This window comes from Acinetobacter sp. YH16042, assembly GCF_013417245.1.
GTDB lineage: Bacteria > Pseudomonadota > Gammaproteobacteria > Pseudomonadales > Moraxellaceae > Acinetobacter > Acinetobacter amyesii.
Genome location: NZ_VPEJ01000014.1, coordinates 1 through 19258, shown reverse-complemented (window position 1 = coordinate 19258; position 19258 = coordinate 1). Strand labels below are relative to the sequence as shown.

Genomic DNA, 19258 nt, shown 5'->3' with positions numbered 1-19258 from the left:
CAAAACAATTTTAAATCTTCTTACACCAAAAGCAAAATTGAATTACTATACATGTGTATATTTAAATTATTATAAAAGATACGTTATGAATGCTCCCCATCTTTTAGCTTATGACCCAGCTGAAGAAAGACTGAATTTCTATACCCATGCTTTCGGTGCGGCTTTGTCTGCCATCGCAGGTATCCTACTGATTTTAAAAGGCTCCTACCTTCCAACTGGACAATGGCTTGCACTTTGGGTGTATGCATTCAGTATGCTGTTATTGTTTTCAGCATCGAGTCTATATCACTTCGCAGAGTCTCCTGAGCGCCGTGGTTGGTACAAAAAACTCGACCATACTGCAATCTATTATTTAATTGCAGGCACTTACACCCCGTTTCTGGCAATCGCACTGCCTACCGCAAAAGCGCATTATTTACTCATTGCACTGTGGGTCATTGCCGCAATTGGGACACTATTCAAATTAATTTTCATTCATCGTTTTCAAAAGATTTCGTTGATTGCCTATTTGGTGATGGGATGGCTTGCGGTACTGGTAATGGATGATATGCAACGCTTTTTATCTGATCAAGCTTTAACCTACCTGATCATTGGCGGGCTATCTTATACAATCGGTGCATTGTTTTATGCCTTAAAAAAGGTAAGATATACACACGCTATCTGGCATATTTTTGTATTGATAGGTGCAGGATCACATTTCCTGTCGATTTATCTCTACGTGATATAACCCACTGACACTGCATTCTTTAGTGACCCTAATTCCGCAGTTCGTAAGTTGGTATTTCGTATTTTTTTAAGAAATTACGCCTTTTTTAAAAAGATTACGCTTTTAAAACTAAGTTCAATTATTTTTAGTAAGTGTAAGGTCCACCATGGCGTCTTCAAGTGCTGCTGCCACTGAACAGCAACCAACAAATTCAAAATTCCGCGTACTTACAGCAAGTCTTGTAGGTACCACAATCGAGTTCTTCGATTTCTACATCTATGCAACTGCGGCTGTAATTATCTTCCCGCATCTGTTCTTCCCTGCAAGTACAGATCCAACAACCGCAACAATTCAATCTTTAGCAACGTTTGCGATTGCCTTTATTGCTCGCCCGATTGGCGCAGCATTCTTTGGCCATTTAGGTGACCGTATCGGTCGTAAAGCCACATTAGTTGCCGCTCTCCTCACCATGGGGATTTCGACAGTATGTATCGGCTTGCTTCCAACCTATGCTCAAATTGGTATCGCTGCTCCGCTCATGCTTGCACTTTGTCGCTTAGGTCAAGGTCTTGGTTTAGGTGGTGAATGGTCAGGTGCCGTGCTACTTGCAACTGAAAATGCGCCAGAAGGCAAACGTGCTTGGTATGGTATGTTCCCTCAATTGGGCGCGCCAATCGGCTTTATTCTTGCAACAGGCTCATTCTTGACCTTAGGTCACTTCATGTCTGAAGCTGAGTTTATGCAATGGGGTTGGCGTATTCCATTCATTGCAAGTGCGCTATTGGTTATTGTCGGTCTGTGGATTCGTCTAAAATTACATGAAACACCTGCGTTCCAAAAAGTTTTGGATAAGCAAAAAGAAGTTAACATTCCATTCAAAGAAGTGATCATCAAGCATTGGGGGATGTTAATTCTCGGTACGATTGCCGCGATTTGTACATTTGTAGTGTTCTACTTAACCACAGTATTCGCTTTACAATGGGGTACAACCCAGCTTGGTTACACACGTGAAGAATTTTTAAAACTTCAACTGGTTGCCACACTTTGTTTCGCTGCCTTCATTCCACTTTCTGCTGTATTTGCTGAAAAATTTGGTCGTAAAACGACTTCGATTGCGGTATGTGTTGTATCTGCATTGTTTGGCTTAGTCTTCTCAAGCATGCTTGAGTCTGGCAGTACTGCGATGGTGTTCTTATTCCTATGTATCGGTCTTGCGATCATGGGTTTAACCTATGGTCCAATTGGTACGGTATTGTCTGAAATCTTCCCAACTTCTGTACGTTACACAGGTTCAGCTTTAACCTTTAACATGGCTGGTATTTTTGGTGCATCTTTCGCGCCACTGATCGCAACTAAACTTGCAACTGGCTATGGTTTATATGCAGTAGGTTACTATCTAACTGCAGCATCAATCCTTTCATTGATCGCGTTCTTAATGATTCGTGAAACTAAAAATGATGATGTGAATAATCAGGTTTAATCTGCACATAATAAAAAAGCCAGCACCTATTGCTGGCTTTTTTATGTCTCAAATTGAGTCAATGAACTGATGAATACTCTGTAGTTGACAGCATTTTGATGTAATTCATGAATGCAGCTTAGATCCAACTGAGCAATACACATCATCTGTTTCAAGACACGGTCATTCACTCAACTTCAAACAGCAAATGTTTAATGGCACGGTTCAATTTTATTAACAAAGCAAGGTCTGTAGCTCTTCATCAAGAGGAACAGTCACCAAACCGTTTAGCGATAATGAACGGTAGTTTTTGATTAAACCAACTCGATAATATCAATGGTCGGTGGCACAAGAAAACGGAAAGGTACCCCAACCATGCCCGTACCAACAGTGACAAAGACATCTGCATTGTCATGCTGATATAGCCCTTTTTTATGACCTAAAATCGACACTTTTTTCATTACATAATCGGTCAACCATGGCAATTCCACTTGTCCACCATGTGTATGACCCGACAACATCAATGGTCGTCCTGGCAGTTTAGGTACCATATCAACGGTATCTGGATTATGCGACAAAATGATCCAAGGTTTATCTTGTGGCAATTCTGGCAAATAGCGCATATCGGCTTTACCAGCCCATAAGTCCCCAACGCCTAATAAGCGAAACTCATTAAATTCCACCACTTGCCCTTCGATATCCACCACATGATTACTTTCTAATGCATGTTTTAATAACGCTTGAATAGGCGGGCCGGGATATTGCTCATCATGATTACCATTCACCGAATAAATCGGCGCAATAATATTTTTCAGTACAGCCAGTTCTTCAGCCAACTTATTTTCAGGCTCATAAGTCCAATCCCCTGCAACCACGACCAAATCAGGATTTTGTGCATTGATTTTATCGACGATCATTTTTAACTGACGTTCATGACCCGAAAATAAACCAATATGTAAATCACCAATTAAGGCAATGCGTACAGGCTTTAATAATTGTCGTGTTTCATGCAATTGATATTGGCATTTTTTCACCTGAATCATGTGCGGCTCGATAAATCGGGCATAGCACAAAAGCCCCGTAACAGCACCGACAAAAATCGCTTCATGTAGTGAATAATAGCCACTCCAGCCTGCATAAAAGCTAAAGAAGAATAAAGGGATAAGTAAATAAGAAAGATAAAATGCCAACAAATGTACGAAAGCTTTAAATGGATGAATCGTTTCCGTGCGCGACTGACTTAGCCAAGCTTGGGAAATTGCCCAAACGCCTAACACAGCCAATCCGATATAAAAATACATCACTACGGAATCTAATTCCCACATACATTTGCTCTACAATTTGTTTAACAAGAAAACTCGGTCATTGTATTTATCTTTTCACAGCTGACACTTATACTCAAATCAAATTTTTTAGTATGTCTAACAGTATGAACTTAGCTACACTGAAACAGCAAAATTTGCCCTTCATACACAACCACGCTAAGGCGGTTTTGCTGAGTTGTAGCCTTGTTTTGACTTTATCTGCATGTAGTACCTTGCCTAAACAGCAACCACAACCTGTGGAATATGCCTTTAATACCCCTACAGACGATACTAGCCTCGCCAAAATTGTGCTGCCGCTACGTGAACAAAATCCAGACTTAACCGGTTACCACGTTCTTTATGACCCATTAGAGGCCTTAGCAGCTCGAATCGAGCTAATCAATAAGGCCGAAAAAAGTTTAGATCTACAATACTATATTTGGGATAACGACAAAATTGGTGCTTTGGCCCTACATGCCATGATCAAAGCTGCAGATCGTGGGGTGAAAATTCGTTTATTGGTCGATGACAACAATGCCAAAAAAATGGAAGGCATTTATATGGCACTCGACCAACATGCCAATATTGATGTCAAACTGTATAACCCCTACCGCTTCCGACATTTCCGCCCTGTCGATATGGTGCTGGATCTAAAACGCATCAACCGCCGTATGCACAATAAAAGCTTTATTGCAGACAATCAGATCGCACTGATTGGTGGTCGCAATATGAGTAACCAATACTATAACGTCAGTGATAACTATCAATTTTCCGATGTTGACGTCATGCTGGTCGGTGCGGCATCCGATGAAATCATTCATTCTTTTGACGAATATTGGAATGATGACTATGCCTTTCCAGTACGCCAATTGGTTAATCCACGCCACTATAGCTTGCGCTTTGACAGTCTCAAACAACAACTCGATGACTATAACCAAGAAGCCACTGTGGTCAATTATTTGGACTTAGCCAATCGTTCACATGCCTTTGATGACTGGCTCAATAATAAAATCCAATTTGACTGGGTCAAAGCCGAAGTCGTCAAAGACTCCCCGAGCAAAATCAAATCTAAAGCCAAAAAAGAAGAGCACCTTAACTTTCAGCTCCTCAACCGTTTAGATAAACCGGAACAAAGTGTCGATATCGTTTCAGCCTACTTTGTCCCAGAAAAAAAAGGGGCTGAACGCCTAAAAAACCTTCGTGCAGATGGCGTAAAAGTCAGAGTCTTGACCAACTCATTCCAGGCCAATGACGTACCATTGGTTCATGCTTTTTATAGCAAATATCGTCAAGATCTCTTGGAACACGACGTTCAACTCTATGAATTTCTCTCTAGACCTGATGCAGAAAACCTCAACACCAATACCAAAGAGTTGGCGGAAAAATCTAAAGTTAGTCTAAAAGGTTTAAGCCGTTCAAGCCTGCATGCCAAACTGATGGCAATTGATGAAAAACAAGTCTTTATCGGCTCATTTAACTTTGATCCACGTTCAGCATATTTAAATACTGAAATTGGGGTATTACTGAATAGCCCACGCTTAGCCAAAGCCGTCCACTACACCATGGATGAAAATTTAAGTAAATATGCCTATAAGTTAGTGCTCAATGCAGACCAACAGATCAATTGGAAAATTAAGCTGTCAAATGGTCAAACGCGTATTTATCCACGTGAACCGAAAATCAAGTGGTGGCAAAAAGCGGGGGTGAAATTTATCTCTTGGTTGCCGCTCGAAGGCTTTATGTAAGGATTGTGCTGCAAAGGCATCCCCTTGCAGCCTGTATCATTAAATTATTTAGCTTCAACTGGAACTGGCGCTTTAAGAACTTTAGCTTGAAGCTCTGCTAATCCCTGATTCATTTTTTGCTGCACTTCTTGTGTCAGACTGTCAACAGTATGACCTGCCGAATCAATTGCGGGCAATGTCATCAGATGCGCTGTGACTTTCGGCATTTCTAAGACATTTTTGACATGTCGATCAAAGCTAATGTCTCCGACATAGGGTGCAATATTATCGAGTTCACCGTCCTGATTCACATAGCAAATTAAGCAAATTTGGACTGGACGTTCGGCTTCAATCGCCGCACCTAAAATACGACCATGAATTTTTTTAATTTTGCTGCCATCTGAAGTGGTGGCTTCTGGGAAAAAGAGTACCGGCGTATCTTGTTTTAAGAAGCCTGTAATTTGTTCTTTAATTTTAATCGAGTCGCCAGAGCCACGCTTAATAAATAAGGTACCACCGCCTTTCGCCAAATTACCCAGCACTGGCCATTTTTCAATTTCAGCTTTCGCCAAAAAGAAAACACGTGCGCCAGAACCCAAAACTGCCACATCTAACCATGAAATATGATTACTTACCCAAAGGGCTGGTTGACGTGGAATTTCGCCATGCACTTTGACTTCAAGATTAAATACTTTGCATAACTTGCGACAAAAATACTGCACATAGCGGGTATTTTGCGGGTTATTCGGGTCTTTATACAATTGATGACGATAAACCAAATAAAAACCCTGCGTCACGGCAACAGCTGCTGCACCGACTTTTTTACAATACAAATAAAATTTTGAAAACACATTAATTTGCGGTGTATTGACGATTTGAGGTTGATTCATAAACGGTTCACTAAAATGACACGGTGCCACAATTTGGCGTAAATTTTCATCATCATATACCGAAGACAGTTTTTTTGCATTGATCATAAAAACCGAAGTCGAAGATAATATTTTTCCATTTTAATCGTTTTTAAAAATCAAATATCATTTTTATATCGATTTTAAAGGTTATGCATTATGAATCACTCACATTCAGATCCCCCTCCTATTTCTTCATGGCAAGCTTTAAAAGCCATTGCTGGTTTTTCACTGATATATATGAGTGTGCTTTTTTTACTGGCACTGAGCTTTCACAGCTTTCTCTAATTGAATAGCACGACATACAGCAACTTAGCCATTAATCCCTCACTTAGATTAACCCTCGCACTCCATTTTCGCCTAAAATGAATCTTTAAACAGGAGTGTGTGCTGAGTGGAAAATTTAAATCAACATCAAGCGAGCGGTGAACGCGTTATTTTAGTCAGCGTGGCAGTACAAATGCTCGCAAACCTTGATGCCGAAGAATTCCACTTACTTGCTCAATCTGCAGGTGCCAATATTCTGCAACATGTGCATGCTCAGCGTATTAAGCCTGATGCCAAATTATTTATTGGCTCAGGGAAGGCTGAAGAAATTGCAGAAGTGGTTGCAGAGCATGAAGCTGAATTGGTCATCTTTGATCATGCACTCACCCCTGCCCAAGCACGTAATCTTGAACGCATCATGCGTTGTCGTGTGGTCGATCGTACAGAATTAATTTTAGATATTTTTGCCCAACGCGCACGTACCTATGAAGGTAAATTGCAAGTTGAATTGGCCCAATTACAGCATATGGCTTCACGACTGATTCGTAGTCGCGGCGATCTCGATAGTCAAAAAGGCGGGATTGGCTTACGTGGCCCGGGTGAAACCCTGCTAGAAACCGACCGTCGTCTACTCAAGCTCCGCATGGGACAACTCAAAGCAAAACTTGAGAAAGTCCGCCAAACACGTATGCAAGGTCGTGTGGCACGTCAAAAAGCCGCAGTTCCGACCGTGTCATTGGTCGGTTATACCAATGCGGGTAAATCGACCTTATTTAATAATTTAGCAAAAAGCGATGTCTATGCAGCAGACCAACTGTTTGCAACACTGGATCCGACCTTACGCCGTCTACATTGGGATGGTATCGGCAACTTAGTGCTCGCCGATACTGTAGGTTTTGTGCGTAATTTGTCGCACTCATTGGTCGAGTCATTTAAAGCCACCTTAGAAGAAACCTTGGAGGCGACCTTATTGTTACATGTCATTGACTCCAGTAGTCCAGACATGATGGAACAAATCGAGGCTGTCGAAAAAGTACTGAAAGAAATTGGTGTCGATGTTCCGATTCTGCGCGTTTATAACAAAATTGATGTCAGTGGCGAAGATCCTAAAATCATCTATGGCAAGCCGCATCAGCCGGAACGTGTCTATGTCTCAGCACATAGTGGTAAAGGTCTACCCTTATTACGCCAAGCGGTTCAAGAATGCTTAATGGGACAGATTCAAAGCTTTGAAGTCCGTCTAAAACCGGCTTATGGCAAATTAAGAACACAACTGTATGCGCTCAATGTGATCCAAAATGAAAATTATGATGAACAAGGCAACTTGATTCTGCACGTCATCATTGCCCCGCATAAGTTAGAACAGCTGATTAAACAGGCGCATTTACCCATTGATGAAATTTTGGGAACGCGTGCGCAACAATTCCAACGTCCTCTTGAAGAATTTGAAATTAAAGATTAAATCGGTTAAAACTTGATTTGTATAATTTTAACGAAAGACAAAAATGGACTGGATCAAGCGCATCGACTGGAAAGCCTGGATAGGCACTATTGCATTAATTATTCTTTTCCGTGAAGGCGCGGTCTGGGTCATGAAGCAATTCAATCACCCCGAATTAGGCAATCTCGTCGGACTGATTAGCTTACTGATCGTGCTTTCATTTTGGAGAAAATTCAACAAAATTCCGGCCAGTTTGGTCGACACCAATAATAAAATCATGAAAGAAAGTGCCTTTGCCTTCTTACCCATTAGTGCAGGCTCATTGCTGATGATGATGCATTTAGGTGATGAAATTCCAATGTTTTTGATTGTTCTCTTTGTCAGCACCCTCATACCGCTGTGGGTCTACGCAAAAATGTCTAAGAAATGGCTATAAGGAGAATCAACATGCTTTCAATCATCTCTGGATTCATCATTACCCTGATCGCCTATCTTGTCGCAAAACCCATTAATAAAAAATTACCGCAAATCCCCGTGATTGTGATTGGGATGTTTTTCGTCATTGGTATGCTCTATCTTTTTGGCATTTCCTATGAAAGTTATATGGCACAGGTGAATCCACTGTTCAATAACTTACTCGGCTATGTCACAGTGGCCTTGGCCATTCCTTTAGCAGCGATGCGTTACGATGACTTACCATTAAAAGCCGTGGGCGGGATTTTAGTCTTTGCCAGTATCAGTGCCGTTGCCCTCCCTATGGGGCTGGCTTATTTACTGCATCTGTCTGATCCAACCATTATGGCTTTTGCTACACGAGCTGTGACGACCCCTATTGCCATCAACATTGCCACGCTGCTGCATTCCCCGATTCCTTTGGTGATTTTGATTGTAATTTTATCAGGGGTGATTGGTGCAGCATTTTCACCCATCATACTCAAAAACATTCATGATGAGCGTGCCTCAGGACTCGCTTTGGGACTTGCTGCACATGCTATTGGAACTGCACAAGCTTGGCAGCGCGGAAGTGTTGCGGGGCGCTATGCCGCTTTTGGTATGGCCGTCAATGCAGTATTTACAGCGATCTGGCTGCCAACCTTCATACTCTATCTACAAAATATGTGACTGAGCAATCACTTTAAAATGATTGTTTTGTATAAAAAACAAACTTAATATAAATTCTATGGTACACCACAACACATTGAATGATGTGCTGTGGATGTTACATTTTTGGTAAAGGCACTTTTGTGCAACATGTCAACTTTCCCGCATAAAATGTAAATATTTATGCTTAGAGTAGTTGCTCTAAGTTCAAATATTACCTAGTATGATCAATAAACCCTCACAAAGTGTATTGATAAAGGATTATTAATATGATCGAAAAAAGCTTGAAATGGGCTGCATTATTCGGTGCTGTAGTAACAAGCTCTGCACTCTATGCTCAAGATCTTACAGGGACTTGGCAACAAATTGACGATAAAACCGGCTCTCCTAAAGCACTGATCGAAATTCGAAAAGATGCCAAAGACACCTATACCGGAAAAATTGTCAAAGTGACGCCTCGTCCGGGTTATACACCAAAGGAAAAATGTGTGAATTGCCCTGCACCTTATACCAACCAACCTATTTTAGGCATGGATGTGTTTAAGGGGCTAAAACTTGAAAGCGAAAACACTTACTCTCAAGGGAAAATTATTGATCCTTTAGCAGGCAAAATTTATAGCTTAAAAGGCAAAATTTCTGCCAATGGTAAACGCTTACATTTACGTGGATATCTAGGGATTTCCGCAATTGGTCGTACACAGACATGGATTCGCGCTGAATAAATTTTAACTTTATTTAGTTCATTGATTTGATATAGGTGAACCACCTACAGGGAATATCTGATGAAAAAATTAAAAGTGAGCCTCTTATTCTTAGCTGCTGTAATGAGTGGTTCTGCCTTCGCACAAGATTTGTCAGGTACTTGGCAACAAATCGACGATAAAACAGGCTCACCTAAAGCGGTAATTGAAATTCGTAAAGAAGCCAATCAAACCTACACAGGTAAAATTGTTAAAGTCACTCCACGCCCAGGTTACACTCCACGTGAACTTTGCAATAAATGCCCTGCTCCTTACACCAATCAACCTATTTTAGGCATGGATGTCTTAAAAGGTTTAAAACAGGTGAATGACAGCAACAATTACGAAAAAGGACGTATTATTGATCCTTTAGCGGGACGAGTTTACGATACTAAAATTCGTCTGAATGCTTCAGGCAAACGTTTGACTTTACGTGCTTATATGGGTGTATCGACTTTGGGACGTAGCCAAACTTGGATTCGCATCAATTAACCCTCACTTAAAAATAAGTTAAAAAAAAGCCACCCTTCAGGGTGGCTTTTTTATGCCGAACATCTTCAAATTATTTTTAAATTAAAGTTGACTATTCTCATAAACTTTCTAACATACATGTTCATAAATCACGCTTCTCGGGGAAAAGCGATTATGTTTAAAAAAATATTATTCAGCCTATGCACATTGGGTTTGATGAATGTCGCATTTGCAAATGACATTGCCGGCACGTGGCAACAAATTGACGATAAAACAGGGGCGGCCAAAGCGATTATTTCGATTCACAAAGAATCAAATAATACATATACCGGTAAAATTATTAAAATTACGCCACGTCCGGGCTATACACCGCAAAAAAACTGTAATAAGTGCCCTGCGCCTTATACCAACCAACCAATTCTCGGTATGGAGATTATTAAAGGTTTAAAACAAGTTAATGACACAAATAATTATGAAAAAGGCCGTGTTATCGACCCATTGGCAGGTAAACTTTACGATGCAAAAATTCGTTTGAATAGCACGGGGAAACGTCTCACTTTACGTGCAAGTATTGGTGTTTCAGTACTTGGCCGTAACCAAACTTGGATTCGTTTAGACTAATCCTCACACCAATAAAAAAGCCGCATCAATGCGGCTTTTTTATTTTTAAATACTTACATTACAGGATTATCGACCGCAAACATGCGCTGATCTTCTAAACGATAGGCCATCAACTGATTGCCCCAAACACATCCGCCATCCACATTTTGGATTTTTGCTGAAATGCTTTTTCCTTGTAAAGCAGCCCAATGACCAAAAAGAATTTGATGGGTCTGAGCTGCTTGTGACTCAAACTCAAACCATGGCTTAAAACCCTTCGGCATAGGGTCATCGAGTGAATCTTTAAAACTGAACTCTAATCGACCTTCTGCATCGGTTAAGCGCATGCGGGTCAAATAGTTGGTAATACAGCGTAAGCGCGCATGACCAGACAAATCATCCGACCATAGGTTCGGCTCTTTACCGTACATCACTTGAAGAAACGCATCGACCACATCAAAGTCGTCATGACCAATCACCGCTTCCACTTCCTTTGCCAAGTCTGCGGTTTGCTGCGCAGTCCAATTCAAAGGAATACCCGCATGAGTCAAAATGGTTTGCTCATTCGGAAATAGACACAGCGGCTGCTTGCGTAACCAATCAATCAAATCATCACTTTCTAAAGCGTGAATCACATCATCGATATTGTCTTTAGGATTGATATCCTTAATACCACGAGCGCATGCCAGCAAAGTCAGATCATGATTGCCCAGTACCGTCGCCGCAACTTCACTATCCACTAATTTTTTGATGAACCGCAAAGCGCCTACCGAGTTTTCACCCCGTGCGACGAGATCACCGGCAAACCATATAAAATCTTGGTCTGCATCAAACTTGATCTCTTTCAGTAAAGCTTTTAATGCTTCAAAACAGCCTTGAACATCACCAATGACATAGTTATAGCGAATAGAGCGAGTCATAATTATTTAAGCCACCATTTGATCTGCTAATGCGACAAATTCTGCAAGTGTTAGAGTTTCCGGACGCGCCATTGGATCAACCCCTGCATTTTCAAAACCATCTTCAACCAGCATGCCTTTTAAGCTGTTACGCAAGGTCTTACGGCGCTGAGTAAAGACATGTGAAACCAAACGCGCAAGCGCTTTTTCATCTTTCGCCACAATCGGTTTAACAGCATAAGGCTCTAAACGGAATACCGCAGAGGTGACTTTTGGCGGCGGATTAAATGAGCCCGGCGGTACTTCAAATAAAAATGTCGGTTTGCAGAAGTATTGGATCATCACCGATAAACGGCCGTATTCTTTAGTATTCGGTGAAGCGGTAATACGGTCCACAACTTCTTTTTGCAACATGAAGTGCATGTCTTTGACTTTGTCCCCGAATTCCAAGAGATGGAATAACAACGGTGTCGAGATGTTATACGGCAAGTTACCAACCACACGCAGTGGACGGCCTTCGGCAAACAGCTCGGTAAAGTCATATTTCAGCGCGTCAGTTTCAACAATGGTCAAGCGCTCAGGATGCGGCACACGGCCCGGCAAACCTGCGGCTAAGTCACGATCCAGCTCAACCACAGTTAGAGCATCACATTCACCAATTAACGGCGATGTAAGCGCAGCAAGACCGGGACCAATTTCGACAATATTGTCACCAGTACGCGGATTTACCGAACGTACAATTTTGGCAATAACACGTTGATCATGTAAGAAATTCTGTCCAAACCGCTTACGCGTGTGATGCCCTTCATCTTTTGGGTTTAGGGCATTAATTTGATACATAAAATTCTCCGCATAGGTTTATTACAACGATTACTGACTTGATTCAAATTCACTCAAGCGAGCAAAAATTTCTTCGGACTTGGTCACATTATCCCGAGCCGCTTTAATTACACTGAGCAATGGCTCTTTTTGTTTCAACAAAGCCATTGTTTCAGATTTCATCATTTCTTCAGTTTCAGCCTGAATGGAGAGCAAACTTTCGCGCATTTCAGCATTGTTTACGCGCTCTACACCCAGTTCAGGATTACCATTCAGTTGAGCCTTCAAATAAATATTGAAAGTTTCAAAATCTGCTAAAAAGTCATCTAAATCGTCTGGATGAATAGAATTCACATCAGTTAAATTCAGCAAAGAATCCAACAGCCGTCCCGAAATAAAGACTTGATTTTTAGCAATAATCGCTTGCATTGCTGAATTGTTTGCTCTAGCCATCATATCAGCCAGAAGGTTATATTCAGCTTGAATACCCGGAATGGTTTCACTTACAAGAAGTTGAGATTCATATAGCGCACTCAGGCTATTTTGATGCTGTACAAGCAGATCAATATTAGCATTGATTGCCTGTCCATCTTGAAGCATTTTATCAGCACCATCACGATTCGCATATTTTTTATGCACCGCAGTCAGCGCTTGATTAAATTTTTGCTGATTATGTTTAAAGCCATCCACGGCAGCCGGTGATGCAAAACGTATAAATCCTTCCGTCTGTTTTGGAATTTGCAGCGATAATACTTTTAATTCACAAGAATGATGATCTGTAGCGAGCGTTGAGCATGCTGACAGCATCAACGCTAACGCAATCCCAAAAAATGGGCGAATGATCGATTTCGCCCTAAGCATCTTGTTATTTTCCTGTATTGTTTTTGATAATTTTTTACTAATATTCATATAAAATTCAAACATTTATTATTAAGTTTCGTTATTTTTCGCACGTGCTAATTCTAAAGCCAAATCAACCGCCACCTGTAAACTCGAACTTTTAGCAAGACCAGTTCCAGCCAGTGACAGTGCTGTGCCGTGATCCACTGAAGTCCGAATAAACGGTAAGCCCAAAGTGATATTGATGGCTTCGCCAAAGCCCTGCGACTTTAACACAGGTAAGCCCTGATCGTGATACATCGCCAAAACCGCATCGGCATCTTTTAAATTTTCAGGGGTAAATAAGGTATCAGCAGGTAAGCTCAGGCTCATATTCACCCCTTGAGCGCGATAACGCTCTAGCACCGGATTGATCACTTCAATCTCCTCCCTGCCCAAATAGCCATCTTCACCCGCGTGCGGATTTAAACCGCAGACTAAAATATGCGGATGATCTTTCTTAAATTTGGTTTTTAAATCATGAATCAGAATATCAATGACCTGATGCAAGCGTTCTTGAGTAATGGCATCTGGCACATCACGTAAAGCTAGATGGGTCGTCGCTAAAGCAACACGCAAGGTTTTGGTTGCTAGCATCATCACAACACGTGGTACACCTGCAAATTCCTGATAAAACTCCGTATGTCCGCTGAAATGGATACCAGCATCATTGATAATCGACTTTTGCACAGGCGCTGTGGCAACACCAACACTTTTGCCTGACATCGCATAATCTGCAGAACGTCGTAATTGCTCCAACACATAAGCTGCATTATTCACATCTAACTGACCTGCAATAACTGGTTTAGTCACAGGTACATGTTCCACATAAAGCTGACCTAGAGCTGCCGACTCATCCTGCCCAACATAGTCGATCAGTTCAACTTCGAGCTTTAATTGTTGAGCGCGCTTGAGTAGCAAATCTTTATCAATAAGAACCACAATTGGCCTTTCATCTATTCGATTGGCTAAGCTCAAACAAATATCAGGTCCGATACCTGCGGGTTCACCGCTCGTGATATATAAAGGCAGCATGGGTTTATCCTGTGTGTGCAATAACATTATTATACTGTGTGATGCACATGACAGACCTAATTTTATTGACTAAAAATACCTGACAAAACTCAAAAATAAGCGCGTTGTGCGACATTGTATGGAATGAAACCGAAAGCAAAACCTGAAATGCCAATGATCCAAATCAATGCAAATAAGAATCATAATGCCGCGCTGAACTGCTGACACATGTTGTGGATTCTTCGTTATCAGCCAAAAAGACATACCACCCAGAAGCAATAATCCAATCAGCAGATAAACAAATAAATAACTAAGGAAAAATAACGTGAGCATCATCAACAAAACGATGATTGCGCCATCCGCCCCATGCAAATACACCAAATACAAAAAAGTTGGGCTTAAAACCAAGGCGCTACATAAGCCCATTAAATACCACCAATGTCGCCAAAATGAGGGTTCAGATGTGTTTTTTAACAGATTAGAATTCGACATGATTTACTTTCATCCGCTTTTTTTATAATTTCTGGATTATCTGCTGTTTATTGCTGAAGAAATATACTACAATAGAGCGCTTGAAATTTTATATTTTCATTTGTGATTCTTCACGTATTCGTATAGAATCGCGTCTCCTTTTGTTTGGACAGCTTCCATAGTCCAAACCAACTATAATAGGTAGTGGTTTAATGAAAACTCTCAGCGCTAAGCCAGCTGAAGTTCAACACGACTGGTACGTTGTTGATGCTTCTGGCAAAACTTTAGGTCGCCTTGCGACTGAAATCGCTCGTCGTTTACGCGGTAAGCACAAAACTTCTTATACTCCTCACGTTGACACTGGTGACTACATCGTTGTTATCAATGCTGAGCAAGTTCAAGTGACTGGTAAAAAATCACTTGATAAGAAATATTATCGCCACACTGGTTTCCCTGGTGGTATTCGTGAAACTAATTTCGAAAAATTAGTTGCTCACAAACCAGAAGAAATCTTCGAACGTGCTGTAAAAGGCATGTTGCCAAAAGGTCCTCTTGGTTATGCAATGATCAAGAAAATGAAAGTGTACGCTGGTACTGAGCATCCACATACTGCTCAACAGCCACAAGTTTTGGACATCTAAGGGATACAGCACATGGCTACTAACTATGGTACAGGTCGCCGTAAGACCGCAACTGCACGTGTTTTCCTATCAGCTGGTACTGGTAAACTCGTAATCAACAACCGTTCTTTAGAACAATATTTCGGTCGTGAAACTGCTCGTATGGTTGTTAATCAACCACTTGAGCTTTTAGAAGCTACTGAGAAATATGACCTTTACATCACTGTTGCTGGTGGTGGTATCGGCGGTCAAGCAGGCGCTATCCGTCACGGTATTACTCGTGCATTGATTGCTTCTGACGAAACTCTTAAACCTGCTCTTCGTCAAGCTGGTTTCGTTACTCGTGATGCTCGTGAAGTTGAACGTAAGAAACTTGGTTTACGTAAAGCTCGTAAACGTCCTCAATTCTCTAAACGTTAATTCGTTTACCGAATCGGACAAAAACCTTGGCTTATGCCAAGGTTTTTTTATGTCTTGATTTTTATCAAGATAAATCAAATAGAATAACGATCCGATAAACAAAGAGACTCAAACTCGCAATAAAGCATATAACCGACAGTGTTAGTGTAATTGTACAAATGGTCATTTTGCTTTTTTGTTCAGGACTATCATCCTCTGCTCCATAATCAGAAGCATAACCTCCAGCGAGTGCCGTATAAAAGCCAATGCCCATAAAAATAACAGAAGCGAAAAATAATAATTTTTGTACAAGTGCAATGGTCATCATGCGGTGATGATCAGGTAAATGAATGATATGAAAAGCTATCAGATAAAATCAAATAAAACAAAACTGTAATTTTCACTGTAGCTGCATTGATATTGCTAAAGTCTCCGTGATTTTACTGTCTAATTTTAGTATCCTATCTTATTCATTTCTCATCGTCTCGGATTATGTCAGTCGAAAATGCACCTCTCCAAGGGATTACGCTTTACAGTCATGCGGATGACTTTCGCTCACACTGGATACGCTATGTACTTGCAGAGAAGCAAATCAAACATAATTTAATTATTGCTGATGATGAAGACGAAGATCTTGCGAGTTTAAATCCCTACAATCAACTTCCGATGATGATTGAAAATGGCCTAAAACTCTATAAAAGCAGTATTATTGCCGAATATCTGGATGACCGATATCGTCAAAATAAACTGTATGCAGATGCACCCATGCCTCGTGCAGAGCAACGTCAATATGTATGGCGCTTCGAACAAGATTGGTTAAGACTTGCCGATATTATGCTTCGCCATCCCGATACCCTCGATGAAAAAGCCAAACAAAAAGCACAAAAACAATTACGTGATACACTCATTTCACTAACCCCCTTGTTTCAGCATTATCCTTATTTTATGTCTGAACAATTTAGCATGTTAGACTGTATGCTCGCACCTATATTTCTGCGCCTAAAAGCCATGGGGATTGAGCTTCCCAAACAGCAATGCCGCCCTATATTTCTCTATTGCCAGCGCATCTTTAGCCGTCCAGCATTTATCAAATCAATGACATTGCAGGAAAAAAATCGCTATAGCGAGCTTTTAGTAAAAAATTAATTTTCCATAAATATTCGAGTAAGCATTATGTCTGAACAGGAACTACAACTCACTCCAACACGTCCATACTTAACACGGGCACTTTATGAATGGATTTGTGAAAACCAACTTACCCCCTACCTACTTGTCGATGCGACACAGAATGGTACGATGGTGCCAGTTCAATATATTCAAGATGGCCAAATTGTCCTGAATATCGCACCTCATGCAACGCATGCGCTACACATGAGTAATGAGACGATTACTTTCTCTGCACGCTTTGGTGGCGTTTCGCAAAACCTCTATATCCCCTTTTCTGCTGTTCTAGGCATCTATGCACGTGAAAATGGTCAAGGCATGTTCTTCGATCCTCAAGAATATGAAGGTATTCAGAATGATCAAAATGCTTTAAAATCAAACGACCAAGAACAACAAGAGCAACCGAAGAAAAAACCGGGTTTAAGGTTGCTCGATTAAAGAATAAGGAAGCGAATAATGGCTTTTGATTTAGTACAATATTTTGTCGAACAAATAGAATCTCAAAAGCCTACGCTTTTAAGTCATTTAAATCGTGAAGAAAAACGACAACATTTACGTGAAATTAATGCTTTAACCTTAGGTGAATTGATTCATCAGCTACGCATTAATGGTGAAAAGGTTTATCAAGAAATTACTCAGCCTGATGAACTCTATATTCAGGAAGTTTCACGTCATCTCACCACCAACCCTTCAAATGCATCAACATTAGAACGCTCTGAACTCGAAAACCTAACTACAGAAGTTTTTCATTTACAATTAAATGAATTAAAACAACTTCATGATACAGGCTCACATTCACCGCAAAGTATTCGAGAATTACTCAACGGACAAATTGAACATCTTTCTGGTCAAGCGGATGATTGGGTTTGGTCAACAAACAACCTAACAGAGCTCCTTGGTTCTAAACCAAATCTTCAAGAAGAGATATCATTAGAGGCATCAATGAAGGAGTTCAATCAAATGGTTAATCAACAACATACACAAGAAGACGTAACAACTGAAGTACAAGTACCGACTTGGTCAAAAATTGTAGAGCCAGTAGTTGCAGTGGTGATTCTATGGATTTTGGCATCTGCAGCATGTAATATTCTTGCTTAATTGACTTCATTTCTCTAAATCTATGACCTGCTTTTTAAGCAGGTTTTTTTTAATCGAATATTTAGGATATTGATATTTTAAATATAAAATTTACCCGATAAAGGTAGCCAAATAATGATCCCAGGCAGTATCGTGGACAACCTATCCCTCTAAATTCTTAAAATATTTCTGCTCAAAGGCTTCTGGGCTTAACCAACCATTTGCAGAGTGCCTTCTCACTCGATTGTAGTAAATCTCAATATAGTCAAACAAGACAACATTGGCTTCTTTTCGGGTCAAAAATACACTGCCATGTACCACATGACCTTTAAATGTGTGAAAGAAGCTTTCTGTTACTGCATTATCCCATGAGCAATATACTGCGCAAGGCCTCGTCTAGACATGCTTTGGATGCAGTTATTCATCAATAATAGCGCTCTAAAATCACGACTACAGTGCTGTGAGCCTTGGTCAGAATGGACCATGATATTCGTTGGATACCCGCCCACAATTCAAATTATGCAGTCATTGGCTTATGTTAGCTTGGATGATTTCAGAAGAACGAACCATTCATGAAATTTTAAATAAACCCTTTTATCATCCAACTTTAGAAGAAGGGTTAAGAACTGCATTAAAGCATGCACGACGTCAGTTAAGATAATTTTATCGTTTTAGGTCGATTTATAGCGTTGGATTTCCAACGCTTTATTTTCGCCCCCTTCTATCTTTTTTCTCCACACATAAAAAAACACCCCCTGAGATATCAGGGGGTGTTTCGAATAATGAGCTGGCGATGACTTACTCTCACATGGGTAACCCCACACTACCATCAGCGCTAAGAGGTTTCACTTCTGAGTTCGGGAAGGGATCAGGTGGTTCACTCTTGCTATGGTCGCCAGCACAACTGTTATGGATACTTGCTTAGTCTAATCTCAGAGCAGTGCTCTTCGTGCTAAGTTTTCTACCAAATGAGTTATTAACAGATCATATCTGAGTTGCAGTATTTTGTTCTTAAGCGTTAACTAAATCAGGTTATTTTGCTTAATATCGAATCAATTGATGCTATATATACAACTGTTTGGGTGTTGTATAGTCAAGCCTCACGAGCAATTAGTATTGGTCAGCTTCATGCGTCACCGCACTTCCACATCCAACCTATCAACGTCGTAGTCTTCAACGGCTCTTTAGTGGACAT

At 40.7% G+C, this 19258-nt stretch carries 21 protein-coding genes, 2 rRNA genes and 2 pseudogenes; 15 read left to right on the top strand and 10 right to left on the bottom strand.

The window, feature by feature from the left end; translation table 11 throughout:
* The first annotated feature begins 85 nt into the window (after positions 1-85).
* A complete protein-coding gene (locus FTV37_RS10915) occupies positions 86-727 on the top strand; it encodes a hemolysin III family protein (protein WP_180011623.1) in 642 nt (213 codons plus the stop codon).
* Between the two features lie 145 nt (positions 728-872).
* The gene (locus FTV37_RS10910) at positions 873-2186 is read left to right on the top strand and encodes an MFS transporter (protein ID WP_180026703.1); all 1314 of its coding nucleotides are present in this window, start codon (positions 873-875) and stop codon (positions 2184-2186) included.
* A gap of 293 nt (positions 2187-2479) precedes the next feature.
* On the opposite strand, the gene FTV37_RS10905 is transcribed toward FTV37_RS10910, so the two are convergent.
* Positions 2480-3490, bottom strand: a complete 1011-nt coding sequence (locus FTV37_RS10905; protein ID WP_180041733.1) for a metallophosphoesterase — start codon at positions 3488-3490, stop codon at positions 2480-2482.
* 104 nt (positions 3491-3594) lie between these two features.
* On the opposite strand from FTV37_RS10905, the gene FTV37_RS10900 reads away from it, so the two are divergent.
* A complete protein-coding gene (locus tag FTV37_RS10900; RefSeq protein WP_257224302.1) occupies positions 3595-5214 on the top strand; it encodes a phospholipase D family protein in 1620 nt (539 codons plus the stop codon).
* 44 nt (positions 5215-5258) lie between these two features.
* Here the strand turns inward: FTV37_RS10900 and FTV37_RS10895 are convergent, their stop codons facing one another.
* Complete coding sequence (locus FTV37_RS10895; RefSeq protein ID WP_180009229.1) at positions 5259-6083, bottom strand: 1-acyl-sn-glycerol-3-phosphate acyltransferase; 825 nt, start codon at positions 6081-6083, stop codon at positions 5259-5261.
* A gap of 412 nt (positions 6084-6495) precedes the next feature.
* On the opposite strand from FTV37_RS10895, the gene hflX reads away from it, so the two are divergent.
* The 6 genes from hflX (at position 6496) to FTV37_RS10865 (ending at position 10742) form a co-directional block, all read left to right on the top strand.
* On the top strand, positions 6496-7830 hold the full coding sequence (gene hflX / locus FTV37_RS10890) for a ribosome rescue GTPase HflX (protein ID WP_180009203.1): 1335 nt from the start codon (positions 6496-6498) through the stop codon (positions 7828-7830).
* A gap of 43 nt (positions 7831-7873) precedes the next feature.
* A complete protein-coding gene (locus FTV37_RS10885) occupies positions 7874-8245 on the top strand; it encodes a hypothetical protein (protein ID WP_180009205.1) in 372 nt (123 codons plus the stop codon).
* An 11-nt stretch (positions 8246-8256) separates the two neighbouring features.
* Entirely contained in the window at positions 8257-8931 is a 675-nt protein-coding gene (locus tag FTV37_RS10880; protein WP_180009207.1) for an LrgB family protein, read from the top strand.
* Positions 8932-9179: 248 nt separating this feature from the next.
* Complete coding sequence (locus FTV37_RS10875) at positions 9180-9632, top strand: DUF2147 domain-containing protein (RefSeq protein WP_111884999.1); 453 nt, start codon at positions 9180-9182, stop codon at positions 9630-9632.
* A gap of 60 nt (positions 9633-9692) precedes the next feature.
* Complete coding sequence (locus FTV37_RS10870) at positions 9693-10142, top strand: DUF2147 domain-containing protein (RefSeq protein ID WP_180009209.1); 450 nt, start codon at positions 9693-9695, stop codon at positions 10140-10142.
* A 153-nt stretch (positions 10143-10295) separates the two neighbouring features.
* Entirely contained in the window at positions 10296-10742 is a 447-nt protein-coding gene (locus FTV37_RS10865; RefSeq protein WP_180009211.1) for a DUF2147 domain-containing protein, read from the top strand.
* Between the two features lie 53 nt (positions 10743-10795).
* Here FTV37_RS10865 and FTV37_RS10860 read toward each other — a convergent pair whose 3' ends face one another.
* The 4 genes from FTV37_RS10860 to pdxA form a co-directional block, all read right to left on the bottom strand.
* On the bottom strand, positions 10796-11641 hold the full coding sequence (locus FTV37_RS10860) for a symmetrical bis(5'-nucleosyl)-tetraphosphatase (protein WP_180063840.1): 846 nt from the start codon (positions 11639-11641) through the stop codon (positions 10796-10798).
* A 6-nt stretch (positions 11642-11647) separates the two neighbouring features.
* Positions 11648-12460 carry a 16S rRNA (adenine(1518)-N(6)/adenine(1519)-N(6))-dimethyltransferase RsmA gene (rsmA, locus tag FTV37_RS10855; RefSeq protein ID WP_078190111.1) on the bottom strand — a complete coding sequence of 271 codons (813 nt, stop codon included), beginning with the start codon at positions 12458-12460 and terminating at the stop codon, positions 11648-11650.
* A gap of 30 nt (positions 12461-12490) precedes the next feature.
* A complete protein-coding gene (locus FTV37_RS10850; RefSeq protein WP_180063839.1) occupies positions 12491-13300 on the bottom strand; it encodes a pilus assembly protein PilJ in 810 nt (269 codons plus the stop codon).
* A 69-nt stretch (positions 13301-13369) separates the two neighbouring features.
* Entirely contained in the window at positions 13370-14353 is a 984-nt protein-coding gene (pdxA, locus tag FTV37_RS10845; protein WP_180063838.1) for a 4-hydroxythreonine-4-phosphate dehydrogenase PdxA, read from the bottom strand.
* Positions 14354-15015: 662 nt separating this feature from the next.
* Between pdxA and rplM the strand changes: the two genes are divergently transcribed.
* Positions 15016-15444, top strand: a complete 429-nt coding sequence (gene rplM / locus FTV37_RS10840; protein WP_004722943.1) for a 50S ribosomal protein L13 — start codon at positions 15016-15018, stop codon at positions 15442-15444.
* A 12-nt stretch (positions 15445-15456) separates the two neighbouring features.
* Entirely contained in the window at positions 15457-15843 is a 387-nt protein-coding gene (gene rpsI, locus FTV37_RS10835; protein WP_078190115.1) for a 30S ribosomal protein S9, read from the top strand.
* Between the two features lie 64 nt (positions 15844-15907).
* On the opposite strand, the gene FTV37_RS10830 is transcribed toward rpsI, so the two are convergent.
* Entirely contained in the window at positions 15908-16150 is a 243-nt protein-coding gene (locus FTV37_RS10830) for a hypothetical protein (protein ID WP_180063837.1), read from the bottom strand.
* Between the two features lie 164 nt (positions 16151-16314).
* Here FTV37_RS10830 and FTV37_RS10825 point away from each other — a divergent pair, with 164 nt between their 5' ends.
* The 3 genes from FTV37_RS10825 to FTV37_RS10815 are packed head-to-tail and all read left to right on the top strand — an operon-like array spanning position 16315 to position 18084.
* A complete protein-coding gene (locus tag FTV37_RS10825) occupies positions 16315-16968 on the top strand; it encodes a glutathione S-transferase N-terminal domain-containing protein (RefSeq protein ID WP_180022871.1) in 654 nt (217 codons plus the stop codon).
* Positions 16969-16995: 27 nt separating this feature from the next.
* The gene (locus FTV37_RS10820) at positions 16996-17424 is read left to right on the top strand and encodes a ClpXP protease specificity-enhancing factor (RefSeq protein ID WP_180041717.1); all 429 of its coding nucleotides are present in this window, start codon (positions 16996-16998) and stop codon (positions 17422-17424) included.
* A gap of 18 nt (positions 17425-17442) precedes the next feature.
* On the top strand, positions 17443-18084 hold the full coding sequence (locus tag FTV37_RS10815; RefSeq protein WP_180063836.1) for a hypothetical protein: 642 nt from the start codon (positions 17443-17445) through the stop codon (positions 18082-18084).
* A gap of 141 nt (positions 18085-18225) precedes the next feature.
* Here FTV37_RS10815 and FTV37_RS10810 read toward each other — a convergent pair.
* Positions 18226-18566: pseudogene (locus FTV37_RS10810) on the bottom strand (IS3 family transposase); the annotation flags it as partial.
* 32 nt (positions 18567-18598) lie between these two features.
* Between FTV37_RS10810 and FTV37_RS17915 the strand changes: the two are divergent.
* A pseudogene (locus FTV37_RS17915) lies at positions 18599-18724 on the top strand (hypothetical protein); the annotation flags it as partial.
* Positions 18725-18848: 124 nt separating this feature from the next.
* Here the strand turns inward: FTV37_RS17915 and rrf are convergent.
* Together rrf and FTV37_RS10800 are read right to left on the bottom strand one after the other, a co-directional pair.
* A 5S ribosomal RNA gene (rrf, locus tag FTV37_RS10805) occupies positions 18849-18963 on the bottom strand.
* A gap of 189 nt (positions 18964-19152) precedes the next feature.
* Positions 19153-19258, bottom strand: a 23S ribosomal RNA gene (locus tag FTV37_RS10800); the annotation flags it as partial.

Bases quoted from the DNA above. Each gene is read 5' to 3' on its own strand.
- FTV37_RS10915 (WP_180011623.1), top strand. From the start codon at position 86: ATGAATGCTCCCCATCTTTTAGCTTATGACCCAGCTGAAGAAAGACTG.
- FTV37_RS10910 (WP_180026703.1), top strand. From the start codon at position 873: ATGGCGTCTTCAAGTGCTGCTGCCACTGAACAGCAACCAACAAATTCA.
- FTV37_RS10905 (WP_180041733.1), bottom strand. From the start codon at position 3,490: ATGTGGGAATTAGATTCCGTAGTGATGTATTTTTATATCGGATTGGCT.
- FTV37_RS10900 (WP_257224302.1), top strand. From the start codon at position 3,595: ATGAACTTAGCTACACTGAAACAGCAAAATTTGCCCTTCATACACAAC.
- FTV37_RS10895 (WP_180009229.1), bottom strand. From the start codon at position 6,083: ATGAATCAACCTCAAATCGTCAATACACCGCAAATTAATGTGTTTTCA.
- FTV37_RS10885 (WP_180009205.1), top strand. From the start codon at position 7,874: ATGGACTGGATCAAGCGCATCGACTGGAAAGCCTGGATAGGCACTATT.
- FTV37_RS10880 (WP_180009207.1), top strand. From the start codon at position 8,257: ATGCTTTCAATCATCTCTGGATTCATCATTACCCTGATCGCCTATCTT.
- FTV37_RS10875 (WP_111884999.1), top strand. From the start codon at position 9,180: ATGATCGAAAAAAGCTTGAAATGGGCTGCATTATTCGGTGCTGTAGTA.
- FTV37_RS10870 (WP_180009209.1), top strand. From the start codon at position 9,693: ATGAAAAAATTAAAAGTGAGCCTCTTATTCTTAGCTGCTGTAATGAGT.
- FTV37_RS10865 (WP_180009211.1), top strand. From the start codon at position 10,296: ATGTTTAAAAAAATATTATTCAGCCTATGCACATTGGGTTTGATGAAT.
- FTV37_RS10860 (WP_180063840.1), bottom strand. From the start codon at position 11,641: ATGACTCGCTCTATTCGCTATAACTATGTCATTGGTGATGTTCAAGGC.
- rsmA (WP_078190111.1), bottom strand. From the start codon at position 12,460: ATGTATCAAATTAATGCCCTAAACCCAAAAGATGAAGGGCATCACACG.
- FTV37_RS10850 (WP_180063839.1), bottom strand. From the start codon at position 13,300: ATGCTTAGGGCGAAATCGATCATTCGCCCATTTTTTGGGATTGCGTTA.
- pdxA (WP_180063838.1), bottom strand. From the start codon at position 14,353: ATGCTGCCTTTATATATCACGAGCGGTGAACCCGCAGGTATCGGACCT.
- rplM (WP_004722943.1), top strand. From the start codon at position 15,016: ATGAAAACTCTCAGCGCTAAGCCAGCTGAAGTTCAACACGACTGGTAC.
- rpsI (WP_078190115.1), top strand. From the start codon at position 15,457: ATGGCTACTAACTATGGTACAGGTCGCCGTAAGACCGCAACTGCACGT.
- FTV37_RS10830 (WP_180063837.1), bottom strand. From the start codon at position 16,150: ATGATGACCATTGCACTTGTACAAAAATTATTATTTTTCGCTTCTGTT.
- FTV37_RS10825 (WP_180022871.1), top strand. From the start codon at position 16,315: ATGTCAGTCGAAAATGCACCTCTCCAAGGGATTACGCTTTACAGTCAT.
- FTV37_RS10820 (WP_180041717.1), top strand. From the start codon at position 16,996: ATGTCTGAACAGGAACTACAACTCACTCCAACACGTCCATACTTAACA.
- FTV37_RS10815 (WP_180063836.1), top strand. From the start codon at position 17,443: ATGGCTTTTGATTTAGTACAATATTTTGTCGAACAAATAGAATCTCAA.